Origin of the sequence: Streptomyces sp. NPDC001406, assembly GCF_042895285.1 — a bacterium.
GTDB lineage: Bacteria > Actinomycetota > Actinomycetes > Streptomycetales > Streptomycetaceae > Streptomyces.
Window position 1 is genome coordinate 390,026 of sequence record NZ_JBIAWG010000008.1, and the last position, 17,885, is coordinate 407,910.

The 17,885-nt window shown below is 70.5% G+C and carries 16 protein-coding genes; 8 read left to right on the forward strand and 8 right to left on the reverse strand.

Annotated elements, in window-relative coordinates:
- Positions 1-100 precede the first annotated feature (100 nt).
- From fxlM to ACFY1J_RS22030, 3 genes are read left to right on the forward strand one after another with little or no spacing between them, the layout of a single operon-like run.
- Entirely contained in the window at positions 101-2,428 is a 2,328-nt protein-coding gene (gene fxlM, locus ACFY1J_RS22020) for a methyltransferase, FxLD system (RefSeq protein ID WP_390708063.1), read from the forward strand.
- 45 nt (positions 2,429-2,473) lie between these two features.
- A complete protein-coding gene (locus ACFY1J_RS22025; protein WP_390708064.1) occupies positions 2,474-2,779 on the forward strand; it encodes a hypothetical protein in 306 nt (101 codons plus the stop codon).
- A gap of 56 nt (positions 2,780-2,835) precedes the next feature.
- Positions 2,836-3,117 carry a hypothetical protein gene (locus tag ACFY1J_RS22030; protein ID WP_390731722.1) on the forward strand — a complete coding sequence of 94 codons (282 nt, stop codon included), beginning with the start codon at positions 2,836-2,838 and terminating at the stop codon, positions 3,115-3,117.
- A gap of 14 nt (positions 3,118-3,131) precedes the next feature.
- Here ACFY1J_RS22030 and pqqE read toward each other — a convergent pair whose 3' ends face one another.
- Both pqqE and ACFY1J_RS22040 read right to left on the reverse strand, forming a co-directional pair.
- Positions 3,132-4,088, reverse strand: a complete 957-nt coding sequence (pqqE, locus tag ACFY1J_RS22035; protein WP_390731723.1) for a pyrroloquinoline quinone biosynthesis protein PqqE — start codon at positions 4,086-4,088, stop codon at positions 3,132-3,134.
- A gap of 103 nt (positions 4,089-4,191) precedes the next feature.
- Positions 4,192-5,778: a GMC oxidoreductase gene (locus tag ACFY1J_RS22040; RefSeq protein ID WP_390708067.1), complete on the reverse strand. Its 1,587-nt coding sequence runs from the start codon at positions 5,776-5,778 to the stop codon at positions 4,192-4,194.
- Between the two features lie 169 nt (positions 5,779-5,947).
- Between ACFY1J_RS22040 and ACFY1J_RS22045 the strand changes: the two genes are divergently transcribed.
- Together ACFY1J_RS22045 and ACFY1J_RS22050 are read left to right on the forward strand one after the other, a co-directional pair.
- The gene (locus tag ACFY1J_RS22045; protein ID WP_390731724.1) at positions 5,948-7,282 is read left to right on the forward strand and encodes an NAD(P)/FAD-dependent oxidoreductase; all 1,335 of its coding nucleotides are present in this window, start codon (positions 5,948-5,950) and stop codon (positions 7,280-7,282) included.
- Between the two features lie 119 nt (positions 7,283-7,401).
- Positions 7,402-7,926 (forward strand): gluconokinase, encoded by a 525-nt coding sequence (locus ACFY1J_RS22050; protein ID WP_390708069.1) that lies wholly within the window; start codon positions 7,402-7,404, stop codon positions 7,924-7,926.
- 24 nt (positions 7,927-7,950) lie between these two features.
- Here ACFY1J_RS22050 and ACFY1J_RS22055 read toward each other — a convergent pair whose 3' ends face one another.
- Positions 7,951-8,871: an aldose 1-epimerase family protein gene (locus tag ACFY1J_RS22055; RefSeq protein ID WP_390708070.1), complete on the reverse strand. Its 921-nt coding sequence runs from the start codon at positions 8,869-8,871 to the stop codon at positions 7,951-7,953.
- A gap of 362 nt (positions 8,872-9,233) precedes the next feature.
- On the opposite strand from ACFY1J_RS22055, the gene ACFY1J_RS22060 reads away from it, so the two are divergent.
- Genes ACFY1J_RS22060 through ACFY1J_RS22070 form a run of 3 tightly spaced genes read left to right on the forward strand, consistent with a single transcriptional unit; the run spans position 9,234 to position 12,499 of the window.
- Positions 9,234-10,745, forward strand: a complete 1,512-nt coding sequence (locus ACFY1J_RS22060) for an arylsulfotransferase family protein (protein WP_390731732.1) — start codon at positions 9,234-9,236, stop codon at positions 10,743-10,745.
- A gap of 12 nt (positions 10,746-10,757) precedes the next feature.
- Entirely contained in the window at positions 10,758-11,804 is a 1,047-nt protein-coding gene (locus ACFY1J_RS22065; RefSeq protein ID WP_390731725.1) for a 3-oxoacyl-[acyl-carrier-protein] synthase III C-terminal domain-containing protein, read from the forward strand.
- A gap of 35 nt (positions 11,805-11,839) precedes the next feature.
- Entirely contained in the window at positions 11,840-12,499 is a 660-nt protein-coding gene (locus ACFY1J_RS22070; RefSeq protein ID WP_390708073.1) for a sulfotransferase family protein, read from the forward strand.
- A 103-nt stretch (positions 12,500-12,602) separates the two neighbouring features.
- On the opposite strand, the gene ACFY1J_RS22075 is transcribed toward ACFY1J_RS22070, so the two are convergent.
- The 5 genes from ACFY1J_RS22075 to dpgB are packed head-to-tail and all read right to left on the reverse strand — an operon-like array spanning position 12,603 to position 17,882.
- On the reverse strand, positions 12,603-14,744 hold the full coding sequence (locus ACFY1J_RS22075; RefSeq protein WP_390708104.1) for an ABC transporter ATP-binding protein: 2,142 nt from the start codon (positions 14,742-14,744) through the stop codon (positions 12,603-12,605).
- A gap of 54 nt (positions 14,745-14,798) precedes the next feature.
- A complete protein-coding gene (locus ACFY1J_RS22080) occupies positions 14,799-15,023 on the reverse strand; it encodes an MbtH family protein (protein WP_363302172.1) in 225 nt (74 codons plus the stop codon).
- Positions 15,024-15,034: 11 nt separating this feature from the next.
- Entirely contained in the window at positions 15,035-15,886 is an 852-nt protein-coding gene (locus tag ACFY1J_RS22085; RefSeq protein ID WP_390708074.1) for an alpha/beta fold hydrolase, read from the reverse strand.
- A 32-nt stretch (positions 15,887-15,918) separates the two neighbouring features.
- The gene (gene dpgC / locus ACFY1J_RS22090) at positions 15,919-17,226 is read right to left on the reverse strand and encodes a (3,5-dihydroxyphenyl)acetyl-CoA 1,2-dioxygenase DpgC (RefSeq protein ID WP_390708075.1); all 1,308 of its coding nucleotides are present in this window, start codon (positions 17,224-17,226) and stop codon (positions 15,919-15,921) included.
- Positions 17,223-17,882, reverse strand: coding sequence for an enoyl-CoA-hydratase DpgB (gene dpgB, locus ACFY1J_RS22095; protein ID WP_390708076.1), 660 nt, complete (start codon positions 17,880-17,882; stop codon positions 17,223-17,225). Before dpgB ends, dpgC begins: the two co-directional genes overlap by 4 nt.
- Positions 17,883-17,885: the final 3 nt, after the last annotated feature.

The following is a 17,885-nucleotide window of genomic DNA, read 5'->3' on the forward strand; positions in this document are numbered from 1 at the left end:
CGCGTCCACGGACGGCCCCCGGCGACGCGGGGCGGACCCGGGATCCGGACGGAACGGGCCGGCGGCCCGGGCCACTTCGACCAGACAGGGAGCCCTCCTGGTGGGACACACCACGCCCGGCGAGTGGGACACGTACTACGCGAGCGGCAAGAGCTTCCGTCCCCTCGGCGACGCCGAGCGCCGGCTGCTCGCCGAGCATGCCCCGGCCACCCCGGACGGCCTCGCCCTCGATATCGGCTGCGGGCTGGGCGAACTGGCCCGCCACCTCGCCACCGGCGGCTACCAGGTCGACGCCATCGACTACGCCCCCGCCGCACTCACCCAGGCCGAAGCCCGGAACACCGCCGCCACGGCGGTCACCTACCGGCTCGCCGACATCGAGCGGGACGGCCTCGACGATCTGCCCCACCCCGCCTACGACCTCATCACCTTCCGCCTCAGCTGGGCCTTCGTCCGGGACCGCACCCGCATCGTCAACCGGCTGCGCGAACGCCTGCGCCCGGGCGGCACGCTCTGCGTCATCACACCCGTCAGCGAGGCCGTGCCGGACAGCCGCCAGGACATCGCCCTCGACGAGAAGGAGATCGGCCTGCTCCAGGAAGGCTGGACGTTCGCCGAACGACACGACGCGGACGGGCTCGCCTTCGTCGTCCTGCGTGACCCCGCCCCCACGCGGGTCACCTGCGCCGACAGGGGGCGGCCTGCCGCGCACGCCCTCACCGGGGCCGGTGTCGTCGTGACCGACTCCGCGGGGCGGATCCTGCTGGGCTGGTCTACCCGGCGCGGTGTGTGGGAGCTGCCCGGCGGCAAGAACGACGGCGACGAGGACTTCCTCGACGCCGCCGTCCGGGAGCTGGTAGAGGAGACCGGGCTGCGGGCCGACCGCGCCGACGCACGTCTGCCGGCCCTCCTGATGGACTCCGTGCACGGCATCCCGCGGGTGACGGCAGCCGTGCGGGTCACCGCCTACAGTGGCGAACCGGCCGTGACCGAACCGCACTTGCTGAGCCGCTGGGAGTGGCACGAGCTCACCGACCTGCCAGCGCTCGCTCAACCGCTGTTCACGCCGAGCGCGCATGTCATCGACACCGTCTGGCCCGGTCTGCTGCCCGATCTGCCGCCCGTCCACCGCTACCCGATCGCGCCTGCCGAAGTACCCGAGCCCGCCCAACAGGCTCTGGAGGCTGCTCCCTTGCGGCAGGCGATGGCCGACCGGCTGCTGGCCGACGGCCGGATGGACGCCGGCGGCACGATCGAGGCTGCCGTTCGGCGCGTGCCACGTCACCGCTTCCTGCCCGGCGTCGCGCTCGACGAGGCCCATGACGCGTATCGGGCCCCGGTCACCAAGCGCACCGTGCGCGGGGCGCCCACCAGCAGCGTGTCGGCGCCCTGGCTGCAGGCCGAGATGATCCGCGACGCCGCCCTCCGCCCCGGCGACACCGTGGTGGAGATCGGCTCCGGCGGCTACAACGCCGCCCTCGTCCAGGAGGTCGTCGGCCCCCATGGAACCGTGATCAGCATCGACATCGACCCATGGGTCACCGAGCGCGCCCGCCGCTTCCTCACCGAGACCGGCTACCACCGGGTCCGCGTCCACCTCGGCGACGGCGAGCAGGCCCCGGCCCACCTCGTGCCGGCCGGGAGCGTGGACGCCCTCATCGTGACCGTCGAGGCCCGCGACATTCCGCCCGCCTGGGTCGACTGCCTCGCCGAGGGCGGCCGTCTCGTCGTCCCGTTGCGCATCCACGGCAACACGTGGTCCATCCCCTTCACCAAACGCGCCGGAGTGCTGATCGCGGACACGTACACCGTGTGCGGGTTCGTGCCCCTCCAGGGTCCCGGCTACCGCGGCGACGTCGTCACCCGGCTCCGCGGCGGCGAGATCACCGTACGGTTCGCCGACGGCACCCCTGCCGACACCAGCCGTCTCGATGCCGCCCTCGACATGCCCCGCACCGAACGCTGGACCGGCGTGACCATTCCCGGCGACGTGCCCTTCGACATGCTCCTGCTGTGGCTGGCGAACCATCTGGGTGACGGCTTCGCCCGCCTCGCCGTCGACGCCGACCTCGACACCGGCCTCCTCCACCGCTCCGGCGGCTGGGACACCGCCGCCCTGATCCGCGACGACTCCCTCGCCCACCTCCTCACCCGCAAACTCACGACCGACGGCTCCGGCCCCAGCGTGGCGGAGTTCGGCATCCATGCCCACGGCCCGCACGCCGACGCCCTCGCCGACGCGATGGCCGACCTGGTCGTCGCGTGGGACCGCGACGCCCGCGGCACCAGCCCACGACTGCAGGTGCACCCCGCAGGCAACCCCGACGGGGAGCTGCCTCACGGCCACCTCCTGAACAAGCCGCACAGTCGGCTCCTCTTCACCTGGGCGTCCAAGACGCGCCGAAGTGGCGCATCGGACCTACGGTGAATCCGAGAGGGGGCAAGCCGAACGCGTACTACGAAGGAAGCCGCCATGCAGGAGCACTACGTCTGGGTGACGACGCGCCGCATTCAGCAGGGCACGCTGGAGGAGTTCGAGAGGGCGTGGCGCCCGGCCCCCGCCCCGGAAGGGCTGCGCCGCGCTTTCGCGTACTGGTCCGAGGACGGCCAGGAGATCACCGGGGTGTCGTTCTGGGAGTCCCAGGAGGCGTGCGATGCATGGCGGACCTCGGATTTTGAGGAGCAGCGACGGGCGGCCATGGCCCCCTACGTCGTCGAGGAGACCGAGGGCTTCTACCGCGGCCGTGAACTCACCCTCCCCGGCGCCGGACACGGGTGAACGCGGGTGAACGCGTTGCTCGGCGGCTCAGCCGCGAAAGAGCCTGGCGTGGACACATGAGCGAGATCGTCGTCGTGTACGAGCTCGACAAGCCGGTGTCGGGGCATACGGCCGCGGCCGGCTCGCCCGATGCAGAACGGTTCCCCCGTCGGGTGCACGCCGCGCCCGCCGCCCCTGGCAGGCCCGATGCCGCGGGACCGCGGACGCTCTGCGGCAAGGACACCTTCGCCATGGAGAAGGCCCATGGGCAGCCGTCCGAGCGCCCTGGGGCTCCCTGGTATCCCGCCGAGTACGCGTCCGTCGTCTGCCCCGACTGCGATGCCGTCATGGAGATCTGAACCTTCGCGTGTCTTCAGCGCGTCCTGCGCTCCGCGTACGCCCGGTACTCGTAGCCTGACCCGCTTCCCTCCGCGGCCACAGCCTTCTCCACCAGGTCGTGGTCCGGGGACAGGCGGCACGCCGGGTCGGTGCGGGTGGCGTCGCCCGTAAGCGCGAAGGCCTGGCAGCGGCAGCCGCCGAAGTCCTCGTCACGGCGCGGGCAACCGCGGCACGGCTCGCGCATCCAGTCCGTGCCACGGTATCGGCTGAAGGCGCCGGAGTGCTCCCAGATCCACGCGAGCGGATGGTCCGCGACATTGGGCGGATCGAGGCCGGGCAGGGTCGCCGCGGCCGGACAGGGCAGCACGGTGCCGTCCGGAGCGACCGTGAGCGACACCGCACCCCAGCCACCCATGCACGGTTTCGCGACCCCGTCGACGTAGTCCGGTACCACCCAGACGAGTTCGGTCCGCTCGGCCGGCCGCTCCCGCCACCGTGCCACGGTCTCCGCCGCGCGGCGCAGCTGGTCGCGGCTCGGCATGAGTGCGGCACGGTTGCGCAGGGCCCAGCCGTAGAACTGGGTGTTGGCGAGCTCGATCCGGTCCGCGCCCCACTCCAGCGCAAGTCGTACCAGGGCGTCGATCGCGTCGAGGTTGTCGCGGTGCAGGACGACGTTGACCCCCAGGGGAAGGCCTGCCTGCCGGACCAGCGCGGCCGCGCGTTCCTTGGCGGCGAACGACCGGCGCCCGGCGATCCGGTCGGAGGAGACGGGGTCCGCGTGCTGTACGGACAGCTGCACGCTGCGCAGTCCGGCCGCCAGGAGCCCGGTGAGCCGGGCCCGGTCCAGTCCCAGCCCGCTGATGATGAGCTGCGTGTGGATCCCCGCGGAGTCCGCCGCGGCGACGATCGCCTCCAGGCCGTCCCGCAACAGCGGCTCCCCGCCGGACAGATGAGTGCTGACGACGCCCAGGTCCCCGGCCTGCAACGGCAACCAGCCCGACGGCTCGGACCAGGTGCTCGAAGCGGCTCTGAAGCCTACGGCGCCGTGATCCGCGCAGAGCGCAGGGTCCCCTCCCAGGCCGGATGGGCCGAGGTCAGTGAAGTCGCTCCGCGATGTGGTCGCCGACGCGCAGGGCGTTGGCCATCGCGGTCAGGGAGGGATTGACCGCTCCGATGCTCGGGAAGAAGCTCGTGTCGACGACGTAGAGGTTGTCGAGGTCGTGGGCCTTGCAGTTGACGTCCAGGGCCGAGCTTGCGGGGTCGCTGCCGAAGCGGACCGTGCCCGCCTGATGCGCGGTGGCACCGATGGGCATCCCCTTGTGCAGGTAGATGCTGCGCGACAGGAGATGGTGTTCGTGCATGCCCAAGTGGCTGAGCATGTCCTGCAGTTTGTGCCGCAGACGTTGCAGCCCGGCGATGTTGTTCTTCTCGTCGAGGGCCAGGTGGATGCCGCCGTCCCGGTCCAGGGTGACGCGGTTGTCGGGGGTCGGCAGGTCCTCCCCGCACAGCCAGAAGTCGACCGCGTGGTGGGCCAGTACCTCGAACGGCATGTCGGGGGTCACGGCCCCGGCCCAGCGGGGTGCTTCGCCGTGGATCTGCTCGGCGTCGGACTTGCCGAGCATCTGGATCCCGCCGAGGGGGTATTCCCAGTCGTCGGATCCCAGATACCAGTCGTGCAGCGCCAGGGTCTTCTGGAACTTGGTGTCGTTCGGTTCTCTGGACACGGCCATCAGTGCCAGGTTGTTGTGCCGCATGTAGTTCCGGCCCACCACGTCCGAGCTGTTGGCCAGGCCCTGCGGGTGCCGGTCGTTGGCCGAACGCAGCAGCAGGACCGCGGAGTTGACGGCGCCGCAGGCGACGACCACGATGTCGGCGCTGAACTTCACGGTCGAAGGGTCGCCGTCCCCCACGGTGGCGACGACCGAGGTGACACTCCGGCCGGTCGCATCGGTTTCCAGGCGCCGCACATCCGCATGAGTGATCATCTCGACGTTGGGGTGTTCGAGGGCGGGATCGACACAGATGACCTGGGCGTCGGACTTCGCGCTGACCAGACAGGGGAAGCCGTCGACGCGGTCGCACCGGATGCAGGCGCTGGTGTGCACGGCCCGGCCCCGGTCGTCCTGGCTGAGGTTCACCCCGATCGGGAGGTGGAAGGGGTGCAGGCCCTGCTTCTCCAGGTCGTGGCTGAGCTGCTGGATGCGGGGCTCGTGCTGGACCGGCGGGTAGGCGTACTGGGCGCTGGTGGGACCACCGGTGGGGTCTTCACCGTGCCGACCGTGCACGAGGTAGAGGTGTTCGGCCCGGGTGTAGTAGGGCTCGAAGTCCTCGTAGCGCAGCGGCCAGGCGGGCGAGATGCCGTCATGGTGACGGAGCTCGCCGAAGTCCTCGGGGCGCAGCCGGAAGAGCGCGGCGCCGTAGAACTTGGTATTGCCGCCCACGTAGTAATTCACCTCGGGCGGGAACTGGTTCCCGCTTTTGTCGAACCAGAATTCCGGAGCACGGTATTTGCCTTTGACGAAGACCGCGGTGGAATCCCAGTTGTCGCGTTCGCGGGGCAGATAGTCGCCACGTTCGAGAAGGAGGATCCGTTTTCCCGTGTCCGCCAGCCGGTGGGCGATCGTGCCACCGCCCGCACCTGTACCGATGACAATGACGTCGTAGTGCTGCGCTTCGGTCATCTCGGCCACCGCCCTCGGGTCCTGGACTCCCACACAAAGGTATCTCCGGGCGATATTTCCGGCGAGTTGGCCCATTCAAGTGATTCACGGCGTCCGGCTCGCCCGGATGATGCCGTGCTCATACCCTTGACCTGCACAGCTACCGCTGAACGAAGACGGGCCCGACGACATGGACCGTATCGCTACCAGGCCGAAGGTCGTGATCATCGGCGGCGGCTTCGCCGGGCTGTTCGCGGCCCGCGAGTTGCGCCACGCAGAGGTCGACGTGACTGTCGTCGACCGTGCCGGCCATCATCTGTTCCAGCCGCTGCTCTATCAGTGCGCCACCGGAATTCTGTCCGAGGGGCAGATCTCCGTGCCGCTGCGTGACCTGTTCAAACGCCACCGCAATACCGAGGTGGTCCTGGCCGAGGTGTTCGATTTCGACCTCGCGGGCCACAAGGTGCTGGCGCGACGGCCGGGCGGGGAGGAGATCGAGCTTCCCTACGATCACCTCGTTGTCGCGGCCGGTGTCCATCAGTCGTACTTCGGACACGAGGAGTTCGCGCGCTTCGCACCGGCTATGAAAACCCTGGCCGACGCGCTGGAAATCCGGCGACGCGTGTTCGGCGCCTTCGAACAGGCCGAGACGGCTGCGGATCCCGTCGAACGCAGGCGCCTGCTCACCTTCGCCCTGGTCGGGGCTGGACCGACGGGTGTGGAGCTCGCGGGGCAGCTGCGCGAACTGGCCACGCACACGCTCAGGTCCGAGTTCCGCGCCATCGAGCCCGAGGACGCGCGTGTCCTGCTCTTCGACGGCGCCGAGATGCCGCTGGCGCCCTTCGGACCCAAACTCGCCGCCAGGGCGGCGCGCACTCTGCGGGCTCTCGGAGTCGAACTGCACATGGGTGCCCTGGTGACCCACGTCGACGCCGACGGGCTGATCGCCCGGGACCGGCAGGGCAACGAAACGCGCTATGACGCGGGAACCGTGCTGTGGACGGCAGGGGTGCAGGCTCCCGCACTCGCCGGCGCGCTGGCGAAGGCCACCGGCGCCTCCTGCGACCGGGCAGGCCGCATCTGTGTCGAACCCGACCTGACCGTGCCAGGACACCCCGAGATCTCGGTCGTCGGCGATGTGATGAGCCTGGACAAGCTGCCGGGCGTGGCGGAGGTCGCCATGCAGGGCGGGCTGTACGCCGGACACCGGATCAGGCGGCTGACCACCGGGCACGACGCCCCCGGTCCCTTCCGGTACCTCGACCTGGGCTCGGCGGCGTACATCTCTCGGGGCCAGGCGGTGGTCAGCGTCGGCCGCCTGCAGTTCGGTGGCATGCCGGGCTGGCTGACCTGGCTCTTCATCCACATCGCGTTTCTCACCGGCTACCGCAACCGCGTGGGTGCGATCCTCACCTGGGCGCCGGCGTTCACACGCGGCATCCGCCGCGAACGGCCGTTCATCGGCACGGCCATCGATGTCCAGCACGACCCGTACACCCGCGCGGGTCGTCCCCCGGGCGGCTAGGCCTTCACCAGGTTCGCGAGCGGCTCCGGGCCACGGGTGACATTCACCAGGTGTCGACCGTGTGGCGAGAGGCGATAGTGGACGGGACCAGTGTCCCACCATGTCGGCAGGGAGGCCCGTTGAGCAGGCCCGTCGGACATGCGCCGGTGGTGGTCGTGATGGGTGTGTCGGCGTCCGGGAAGTCCACGGTCGGAACGCGGCTCGCGCAGTATCTCGGCGTGCCGTTCCTGGAGGGCGACGATCTCCATCCGGCCGCGAATCGCGCCAAGATGGCCTCCGGGCACCCTCTCGACGAGGCGGATCGCCGGCCTTGGCTGGCAGCCCTCACGGCCTGGATCCGGACGGCTGCCGAGGAGCGGGGCGGAGTCGTGTCGTGTTCGGCCCTCAGACGCACGTACCGGGATCAGTTTCGCCGCACCGGGGCGAACGTGCGGTTTCTCCATCTGGCCCTGGCCCCTGAGGTGGCGGCGGAGCGGATCGCCCGCCGGAAGGGGCACTTCATGCCCCCGGAACTGCTCGACTCCCAGCTTGAGACCCTGGAACCGCTGCAGGCCGACGAGCCCGGACTCACGGTCGACGCATCGCGCAGCACTGCGGACATCCTGGACGCGGCGCTGCGCCGGCTCACCCAGCCGGATGCGTAGGGTCCGGTTCCTGGGGCGGTGCGGTCACTCACCCCATGGGGTGATCCCCCAGCGCATGGTGTGCCGATCACCGGGTTCCAGGGCGACGACCGAGGTCCCGCTGGCGAACGCGTTCGGCGGGCACGACATCGGTTCGACGGCGATGGCCCGGCGCCGCTCCGGCTCCGCGAGCGTGTCGCCTGTGTAGATCTGCAGGTAGTCCGCTCCTTCGCCCAGCCAGAGGTCCACGCCGCGCTCGCCGGTGGGATGGGCGAGGCGGACCGACGTGCGTCCGTGTGCGTCTCGTACGAGTTTGCCGAACGACGTGTCCAACTGCTCGCGGCCGATGGCCCGCGCCGTGCGGAAGTCGTACGGCGTGCCGGCGACCGGCTCCTCCGCCACAGGTAGGCCCCTGTCGTCGGTACGCAGCCAGGTCTCCGCCGGGACGGTCAGCAACACCTCGTCCACCGTCGCCGTACCGACCGTGAGATAGGGGTGCTGGCCGACCCCGTAGGGCGCGGTGCTGTCGCCCCTGTTCCACGCGGTCACGGCCACCTCCAGGCCCGTGTCGGCGACCGCGTATTCCGCGTGGACCTGGAGGTGAAAGGGGTAGCCCGGCTGGGGCCACAGGGTGCTCCGGAGCACGGCCCGGTGCCCATCGGACTCGGTCACCTGCCATGAGGTCCAGCGGAGCAGGCCGTGAATGGCGTTCCCCTGTTCCGGTTCGGACAGCGGCAGTTGGAGGTCCTCGCCGTCCCACCGGTAGCGTCCGCCGCTGATGCGGTTCGGCCAGGGCACGAGGATCTGGCCACGGCCGCCGGTGACCCGGTCATCCGCGCCGAACCCGTGGAGCACCTGCCGCTCGCCGACGGAGTAGGACCGCAGTGTGCCCCCGAGCTCCACCACGACGGCCATATGGTCGTGGTGTCGCAGTGTCAGCTGACGTCCGGTCTGGTTCTCGTGCACCTGTCGAGCGTGCGAATCGCGCCCTTACCGAGCAAGCAGGACACATGGCCGGCGACGGAATCGGGCCCGGAAGTCGCCCATTGAGGTGATGAACGGACCCATGCGGCAAACACCGCGGCCGAGTCGGCGGCCGGCCATGGTCACCCAGCGGTCACAGGGCTCATGACTGTCCGGTGACCGGAGAGCAGATAGAACGTTGGGACCGTCGCGGCGCTCCTGCCGAGCCGCGCAGGAGCGACAGCGCGTCAGCGTGCAACGCCGGCAGATCAGCGCACACCCGCCCGCCACCCCCTCTGACACAGGAGATCAAGCGGATGGCTCATCGGCTCCGGACCTGTACCGCGTTAGCAGCGACCGCCCTGATGGTGGTCGTGTCCAACAGCACTGGCAGAACCCCGGCCGTGCGGGCAGCGGCCGCCACAGCTGCCACGTCGGCCGTCTCCACCCATGCCCCCGCCTCCGCGCGCCCGGGCTCCGTGTTGCACCCGGGAGACGTCGCCTCTTCGGCGGTGGACGAACCGCCGCCCGTCGACGTGCTGGTCCATCGCCCCGGACGGGCCCAGGGAGACCTCTTCGTCACGGCCCAGGGGCAGACCGAGTTCCCGCGAGGGCCGCAGATCATGGATGACCACGGCCGCCCCATCTGGTTCCGCAAGGTGCCGGACGGCAACTTCGCCAGCGACTTCCGTGTGCAGGAGTACCACGGGCAGAAGGTGCTGACGTGGTGGGAGGGCGAGTCCACGAACACCGGTGTCGGCGCCGGCATCGGATACATCGCCAACCAGAACTACGAGATCATCGCCACGGTGCAGACGCCTGATCCCGGCGAGGTGATGGACCTTCACGAGTTCCTGCTGACTCCGCAGGGGACCGCGCTCATCGTGAGCTACCAGCAGAAGCCGTACGACCTGAGCGAGTACGGCGGACCCAAGAACGGCTCGGTCGTCGACAGTGTCGTCCAGGAGATAGACATCGCCACCGGCAGGAAGGTGATGAACTGGAGCAGCCTGGCGCATGTGCCGCTCACCGACTCGGACTTCCGGCCCGCCCCCGGCAGCACCGTCCCCTACGACTACCTGCATGTGAACTCCGTCGACGTCGACACCGACGGGAACCTGCTCATCTCCGGCAACGGGGCCAGCACGATCTACAAGGTGGACCGTCGCACCGGCAAAATCATCTGGCGGCTGGGCGGGCGGCACAGCGACTTCCGGCTCGGCGCGGGCGTACGTTTCAGCTGGCAGCACGATGTCCGGTCCGTCGGCCACAACACGTACCGCGTCTTCGACAACGGCACGCGGCGCGGTCTGGAGGGCTACGAGTCGCGGGTGGCGTGGATCAGGATCGACCCCGCTCACGGCACGTCGAAGCTGATACGCCAGCAGGTCCACCCGAAACTGATGTCGAGCCCGGTGGAGGGCAACAGTCAGGCGCTGACCAACGGAGACACCTTTGTGAGCTGGGGTGTGGCGGGACCGGGCCGTATGTCGGAGTTCTCGCGCGACGGCAGGTTGTTGTTCGACGCCACATTCCCGTACAACGGCAGCAGTTACCGCGCCTACCGGCTCGGCTGGGAGGGCCGGCCGCTGACCAAGCCCGACCTGATCGTCGATGATGCCGCCTCCGGTGTGGTCAGGGCCAACTGGAACGGCGCCTCGGACGTGGCCCGTTGGCGGCTGCTCGCCGGTGAATCGCAGGGCGGCCTGAAGCCGGTCGCCAACGCGGCCTGGGACGGGTTCGACACGCCGATCAAGCTGCCCGCCGACGCTCGCGACGCGGCGCGGCTCCAGGTCCAGGCCCTCGACGAGCGGGGCAAGGTGATCGACAGTTCGCCCGTCACACCCGTCGGCACCGGCGCGTCCGGCGTCCGCTGAGCGGGGGTCGGGATGACACACGCACGGATCGCGGCGCTTTCCTTCCGGACGCCGCCGGTGGTGAGGATGGCGGAACTGGCGGGTCATGTCGCCTCCGACGTCGGCGGCCTCGCCATCGCCAAGGTCGTCGGCAATTCGGCCATCTCCACCAAGGGCATGGCGGTCAACATGCTGGCCGAAGACCCACGGTGGTGGTCCACCCGGCAGCGGATGGACCGCGGCCTCGCCGAGGCCTCCCGGCTGGGCGGCGCGGCGGTGCTGGAGGCGCTCGGCCGGGCCGGACTGCGCGCGCGGGACGTCGGGCTGCTGGCCACCGTCACCACCACGACCCACTCGGCCCCCGGCCTCGACGCCCTCGCCCCGGCGCTCGGCATGCGCGAGAACGTCGAGATCCTCTCCCTCGGTCCGATGGGCTGCTACGCGGCCCTGCCGGCCCTGACCACCTGCGCGCACTGGGTCGCGGCCCGGCGCAAGCCCGCCGTACTGCTCGCCGTGGACCTGTTCTCGCCGCACATGCAGCCGCCGCCGTACGACAAGGAGGCGGCGGTGGTGTGGACACTCTTCGGCGACGGGGCGGCGGCGGTCGTGCTGCTGCCCGACAAGGACAGGCGGGGCATCTGCGGGGCGCAGGTCGTCGACGCCGAGCAACTGACCGTCCCGGCGCATGCCGAGGACCTGCAGGTGCACGTCGGCGACCTCGGGCTGCGGATCCGGCTCGCCCCCACCATGCCGGACGTCGTGGCCTCGGCCGTCGGTGTCCCGGCGAAGGCGCTGCTGGCCAGGAACCGTCTCGCGTGGGGCGACGTGGTCTGGTGGGCTGTGCATCCCGGCGGCCGGCGCATCCTCGACCGCGTCGAGGATGCGATCGGTCTGCCCGAGGACTCCATGGCGGAGGCCCGCGCCGCGATGCGCGCATACGGCAACACCGCGGCCCCCGCCGTCCTCGGCGTGCTGCAGCGGCTGCAGGCGGCCCGGCCCCTGGCCCCCGGAGAGCACGGCGTCGTCCTGGCCTTCGGGCCCGGCGCCACGATCTGGGCGGTGCTGCTGCGCGGCGCGTGAGCACCCGTAAGACCCGTACGACATGAGGAGAGACGATGTTGGAGATCTTCGGCGTGGGCTTCGGGCGCACCGGAACCCTGTCGCTCAAGAAGGCCCTGGAGCAACTCGGGTTCGGCCCGTGCCATCACATGCTGGGCCTGTTCGAGGACCCGGACACCGTTGCGCTATGGCAGGCCGCCGCACGCGGGGAGCCGGTCGACTGGACGCGGGTGTACCAGGGCTACCGGTCGGGCGTCGACTGGCCGGGCGCCGCCTTCTGGCGGCAGATCACCGCCGCCTTCCCCGAGGCGAAGGTGATCCTGACCGAACGCGACCCAAACGCCTGGTACGCCAGCGCCGAGAGCAGCATCCACGCCGCCGCCGTGGCACCGCTGCCCGACGACGCCGACCCGCTGTTCGCCCGGGTGCGGCAGATGTCGCTCGACGTCGTCTGGGACGGCGTCTTCGGCGGACGGTTCACCGACCGACAGCACGCATTGGAGGTTTACGAGGCGCACATCGCCGCGGTCAAGCGGGAACTCGACCCCGCACGGCTGCTCGTCTTCGAGGTCGGCCAGGGCTGGGAGCCGCTGTGTGCGTTCCTCGGGGTGCCCGTCCCCGACGAGCCCTTCCCGCGCAGCAACGACCGGGCGGCCTTCGCCGAGCAGATCGCCCGGCTCAGGACCGCCGGCAGCACGGCGGAGCCGGCCGGCTGAGCACATTCCAGGCACACGCCGACGTGCCCGCGGTGGGGGCTCCCCCGCCGCGGGCACGTCGGCCTTCTTCACGTTGCTGTGCCGTTCTCGTCCACCCGCACCGTCACCTCTCGCGAGGCCCAGGTGGTCCGTTGTGGTGATGGACCGGCCCGGGGCCGCCGGGCCCGGCGCCGTCGGAATCGCCCGGGCCGCCGCCCGGGGGCGGGCCGTGGTGATGGAAGATCGGCGGAGGCCCCCCGGGAACGGCCCGGCTGAGGTCCGGCGAACCGGCCCCCGGACCGAAGTGGTGATAGCCCGGCCCGGCGGCACCGGCAGGCTCGGGAGTGCGCTCCGGCTCCGGCTCCGGCAGCGGCGCGTCGTCGTGTCGCGAGAACTGGGTGCGATACAGCTCCGCGTAGAGGCCGTTGCGCGCGATCAACTCGTCGTGCGTGCCGCGTTCCTGGACCCGCCCGTCGTCGATGACGAGGATCTGGTCGGCGTCCCGGATGGTGGAGAGCCGGTGCGCGATCACCAGCGAGGTCCGGCCCGCCAGCGCGGACTTCAGCGCCCGCTGCAGGGCCGCCTCCGACTCGGAGTCGAGATGTGCCGTGGCCTCGTCCAGCACCACGATCGGCGGTGCCTTCAGCAGCAGCCGGGCCATGGCGATGCGCTGCTTCTCCCCGCCCGACAGCCGGTAGCCGCGGTCACCGACCACGGTGTCGAACCCGTCGGGCAGCGACTCGATCAGCTCCCAGATCTGCGCCGCCCTGCACGCCTCGATCATGTCCTGTTCGGTCGCCTGGGGGCGGGCGTAGAGGAGGTTCTCCCGCAGCGTGGTGTGGAAGAGGTGCGCGTCCTGGGTGACCATGCCGACCGTGTCGTGCAGCGACTCCAGCGTCAGGTCGCGGATGTCGTGGCCGCCGATGCGGACAGTGCCCTCCACCGGGTCGTAGAGCCGAGGCACCAGGTGGGTGATGGTCGTCTTGCCCGCGCCCGACGGGCCGACCAGCGCGGTCAGCTTGCCCGCGGGCGCGGTGAAGTTCAGGTCGCGCAGCACCCATGCGTCGCTGTCGCGTTCCCGCGTCGGCATCGCGATGGACTCCAGGGAGGCCAGCGAGACCTCCGACGCCTTCGGGTAGCGGAACGACACGTTGCCGAACTCGATCTCCGGTGCCTTCTCCTTCGGTGCGGCGGAGGACGGCAGTGCCACCGCGTCCGGCTTCTCCGCGATCAGCGGCTTGAGGTCGAGCACCTCGAAGAGCCGGTCGAAGCTGACCAGCGCGGTCATCACATCCGCCTGGGCATTGGACAGTTGGCCGATCGGCGCGCCCAGCCGGGTGAGCAGCGTGGCCATCGCCACCAGCGTGCCGATCTGGAACGCGCCGTCGATGGCCATCGACCCGCCGAAGCCGTAGACCACGGCCGTGGCCAGCGACATCACCAGCATGTTCGTGATGAACAGCATCTTCATGGACACGGAGTTGCGCACTCCCACGTCCCGGCTGCGGCCCGCCAGCCCGGCGAAGAGCCGCGTCTCGCTGTGGGGACGGCCGTAGAGCTTCGCCAGGAGCGCCCCGGTGACGTTGAAGCGCTCGTTCATCATCGAGCCCATCTCGGCGTTGATCTGCATGTGCTGGCGCAGCAGCCGTTGCAGTCTGCGGCCGACGATCCTGCCCGGCAGCACGAAGAACGGGAGCAGCAACAGTGAGATGACGGTGATCTCCCACGACAGATAGAACATCGTGACGAGGACGAAGACCAGGGTGAGGCTTGCGGAGACCACCGTGGCGAACAGGTTCGTCAACGCCTGCTGGGCTCCGACCACGTCGGTGTTCAGCCGGCTCACCAGGGCGCCGGTCTGCGCCCTGGTGAAGAACGCGATCGGCTGCCGCTGCACATGGTCGAAGACGCGGGTCCGCAGGTCGTAGACGAGGCCCTCGCTCACCCGTGCCGAGAACCAGGACTCCGCGTACGCGAGGAAGGCCGCCGCGACGGCCAGTACGCCCACCGCGACGGCGATCCACACGACGACGGACTTGTCGTGGTCGGCGATTCCGTCGTCGATCAGGTACTTGAACATCAGCGGCATCGCCACGGTGATGCCGGCGTTCAGCGTGGTAATGGCCAGGAGAGCGCTGATGATGCCGCGGTATGGCCGTGCGTAGGGAACGATCCGTTTCGCCGTGCCGGGCTTGACCCGCATCTTGCCCGAGGGCGTCTCCGGCCCTTCCCCGTGGATCAACACCGGTCCCGGGCCACCCATCATGGCCACAGATACCACCTCTGTCTTGTCTCGGGATTGCTGTCGGGACGAGCCGGCTCAGTTGGCTGTCTCGTACTTGCTCATCTCGTCGATGAGGCTCTGCGGGCGCATGTCCGTCCAGTTCTCCTCGATGTAGTCGAGGCACTCCTTTCGGCTGCTCTCGCCGAAGACGGTCCGCCAGCCCGCCGGTACCTCGGCGAACGCGGGCCACAGCGAGTGCTGGTTCTCGTCGTTCACGAGCACCAGGAAGGAGCCGTTCTCGTCGTCGAAGGGGTTGGTCATGGTCACTCCTGTCAGATGGTTGTCGCACGGAATGTGCGCAAATGCCGTGGGAAACAGGTGTCTTGTGCGGCGAAGAAGTCGACGATCGCGGAATTCACCGCCTCCGGCTTCTCCAGATATCCGTAGTGGCCGCACCCCGCGATCTCGGTGTAGCGGCACCGCGGGATGGCGTCGGCCACTTCTCTCGCCAGCTGGGGCCGCATGACCAGGTCGTCGCCGAATCCGATCACCAGGCACGGACAAGCGATGGCCCGGTATGCGGGCCGCCGGTCCGGGATCATCTGGAGCGCCAGCTGTCCGCGCACGCTCGCGAGGTCGACCATCGACATCTCGAAGACGTCGAGCCAGTCGCGCAGCCGGGCTTCGTCGTTGAGCGTGGCGGGCGAGAGGTTCTGCAGCGCCTGTACGTAGGCCGCGTAGCGCGGCGGGACCTTGATGTCGCTGTCGCAGAGCTCCAGCTCCGCGGCTGTCATGGCGTCGGTGAGGGCGTCGGCTCTGGCCGTGGTGGCCATCAGCACGGCCTGCCGCACCAACTCCGGCCGGGCCACGAGCAGTTCCTGGACGACGACGGCGCCCAGCGAGAAGCCCACGACCCGGCACGCACCGATGCCGAGGTGGTCGATGAGCGAGGCGACGTCCGCCGCCATGGCGTCGAGCGTGAATCCGTCCGGACACGGATCGCTCGGCGGAATGCCCCGGTTGTCGAGTGTGATCACCCGGTGGCCCGCCGCCCTGAGGGCGGGCACCTGGTGGGTGCGCCACATCCGGCCCGGCGCTCCGGTGCCGGTGACCATCACGACGGGATCCCCCGTGCCGTGGTCGTCGTAGCCGAGGTTGATCCCGTTGATGCGGGCAACCGGCATGTCCTGTACCCCCCTTCATCCGCCGGGTTCGGTCACCCGGCGTGCCCCGCGAACCTGCCGACCTTGCTGATGACGTCCTCGCCGTACAGACGCAGTGCCTGTTGCAGCGCGAACTCGGCCATGTAGCGCCGGAAGTCCTCCGGCGGATCCTCGGCGACGCGCAGCATCTTGCGGTTGGGCACCACGGCCGGCGCACTGAGCCGGTCCGCGGCCCGGGCCACGGCGGTGTCGAGCTCCTCCGGCTCCACGGCCTCGTCGAACAGGAACCGCGCGTCCGGCTCGGTCGCGAAGACACGACGGCCCTGGAGGATGATCTGGCGGGAGGCGCGCGGCCCCAGCGCCCGGCCGAGGCGGAAGTTGCCCGCGCCCGGCACGATGCCCTCCCGGGCGGCCGGCAGGGTGAAGTACGCGTCCGACGCGGCCGCCACATGGTCGAGGACGAGGAGCAGTTGGGCCCCGCCGCCGATCGCGAAGGTGTCGACGGCGGCGACCCACGGCTTCTCGATCGTGGGCGACTGCCAGGAAGCCGCCTCGTCGACCAGCACCCCGCGCACGAGCTTGTGGATGTAGCCGATTTCGCGGCGGAGCAGAAAGCCGACCAGCGAGATGTCTCCGGCGTGCAGGCTCTTGAGGTTGATGCCCGCGCTGAACACCCGCCGCCCGCGGTAGCGGGGGTGGGTCATCTCCCCGCCGCGCAGCACGCCCACGGACACGTCCGGGTCGAGCAGCGCGACGTCGACGGCCGTCTCCATGTCCTCGACCTGGACCTCGTCCTCGGCGTTGAGGCAGTCCTGCCGGCACATGGTCAGATGCGCCACGCCGTCGCGCCGCTCCAGCCGCACCGAGCGTAGTTCGAGCCGGCCGGTGGTACGGAACTCCGGCAGCAGCTCCAGCGCCCGCGGCGTGGGCCGCAGCATGGCGTCGAGCAGGTGCGGACCGGCCACCGGCGACCGCAGGACCGCCCTGAGGAAGATCCCCTGGTCGATCTCGTAGCCTTCCTTGCCGGCCTGGCGGTGACTGCGCTCGGACGCCAGCTGCGCTGCCGTCGGCACCATGCCGGGGCAGGCGTCCGCGGCGGCCTCGACCAGCTCCGGCAGCCGCAGGAAGACCGAGCGGTTGTCGGTGAGTTCGTCGTAGACGGCCTCGGCATGCCGGTCCAGGAACCGGGCCCGCTCGGTGCGGGCCACGTTGTGCGCCGCGGCCATCTCGGCCCGCTGTGCGGGAGTTCGCTCGGCGGGCTCCGGCAGGGCGGCGACCAGCTCCGCCACCCGTGCGGTCGCTTCGCCCACGCCCGGCGGCACACGGAACGCGGTCTGCTCGGCGACCCGTACGGCGGTCATGAGGCCTCCTTGGCGGCGATCGTGCGCAGTTGGCGGTCGCAGGCCGCCAGGTGGGTGCCCAGCGCGTCCTCGAAGCTTGTGGTCGCGGCGTCGAAGAGCAGCTGCCGCCGGATCGCGATCTCCTTGCCAGACAGGCCGCTGACCAGCCCGGCCGTGGCGGCCACCGCGCTCGCCGGGTCGACGACCAGCTCGTCGACGATGCCCAGCGACACCAGTTCCGGCGCCTCGAGCGACAGCCCGAAGAGCACGGCCTTGCGGATCCGGGCGGCGCCGGCGAACCGGACGAGCCGGTAGCCGGCCATGCCCGGCCAGGTGGCCTCGCCGTCGTGCGGTATGCGCAGCCGCATGCCGGGCGTGGCCACCCGGATGTCCGCGGCGAGGAAGGCGTCCAGCGCCGTACCGCCGCAGTCACCGCGGGCCACCGCGACCGTCGCCACGGGCAGTCGCTCCAGTCGGCGCAGGGCACGCTCCCACTTGCTCACCAGCATCACGTCCAGGCCGTCGGCCCAGTCGTCGCCGGGGGCGCCGGACACATGCACGCAGACGATGCCGCCACCGCGGTCCTCGGCCTCGTCGCAGAGCGAGGCCAGTGCCGCGACCGTCGTGGCCGTGGGCGGCCGGGTCCCGTCGATCACCAGCGTGAGCGGTTCACTCATCAC

What these genes read in the sequence shown, in the direction of transcription:
- ACFY1J_RS22025 (WP_390708064.1), top strand. Translation starts at nt 2,474, where the DNA reads ATGCAGGAGCACTACGTCTGGGTGACGACGCGCCGCATTCAGCAGGGC.
- ACFY1J_RS22030 (WP_390731722.1), top strand. Translation starts at nt 2,836, where the DNA reads ATGAGCGAGATCGTCGTCGTGTACGAGCTCGACAAGCCGGTGTCGGGG.
- ACFY1J_RS22040 (WP_390708067.1), bottom strand. Translation starts at nt 5,778, where the DNA reads ATGACCGAAGCGCAGCACTACGACGTCATTGTCATCGGTACAGGTGCG.
- ACFY1J_RS22045 (WP_390731724.1), top strand. Translation starts at nt 5,948, where the DNA reads ATGGACCGTATCGCTACCAGGCCGAAGGTCGTGATCATCGGCGGCGGC.
- ACFY1J_RS22060 (WP_390731732.1), top strand. Translation starts at nt 9,234, where the DNA reads ATGGTGGTCGTGTCCAACAGCACTGGCAGAACCCCGGCCGTGCGGGCA.
- ACFY1J_RS22065 (WP_390731725.1), top strand. Translation starts at nt 10,758, where the DNA reads ATGACACACGCACGGATCGCGGCGCTTTCCTTCCGGACGCCGCCGGTG.
- ACFY1J_RS22070 (WP_390708073.1), top strand. Translation starts at nt 11,840, where the DNA reads ATGTTGGAGATCTTCGGCGTGGGCTTCGGGCGCACCGGAACCCTGTCG.
- ACFY1J_RS22075 (WP_390708104.1), bottom strand. Translation starts at nt 14,744, where the DNA reads ATGATGGGTGGCCCGGGACCGGTGTTGATCCACGGGGAAGGGCCGGAG.
- ACFY1J_RS22080 (WP_363302172.1), bottom strand. Translation starts at nt 15,023, where the DNA reads ATGACCAACCCCTTCGACGACGAGAACGGCTCCTTCCTGGTGCTCGTG.
- ACFY1J_RS22085 (WP_390708074.1), bottom strand. Translation starts at nt 15,886, where the DNA reads ATGCCGGTTGCCCGCATCAACGGGATCAACCTCGGCTACGACGACCAC.
- dpgC (WP_390708075.1), bottom strand. Translation starts at nt 17,226, where the DNA reads ATGACCGCCGTACGGGTCGCCGAGCAGACCGCGTTCCGTGTGCCGCCG.
- dpgB (WP_390708076.1), bottom strand. Translation starts at nt 17,882, where the DNA reads ATGAGTGAACCGCTCACGCTGGTGATCGACGGGACCCGGCCGCCCACG.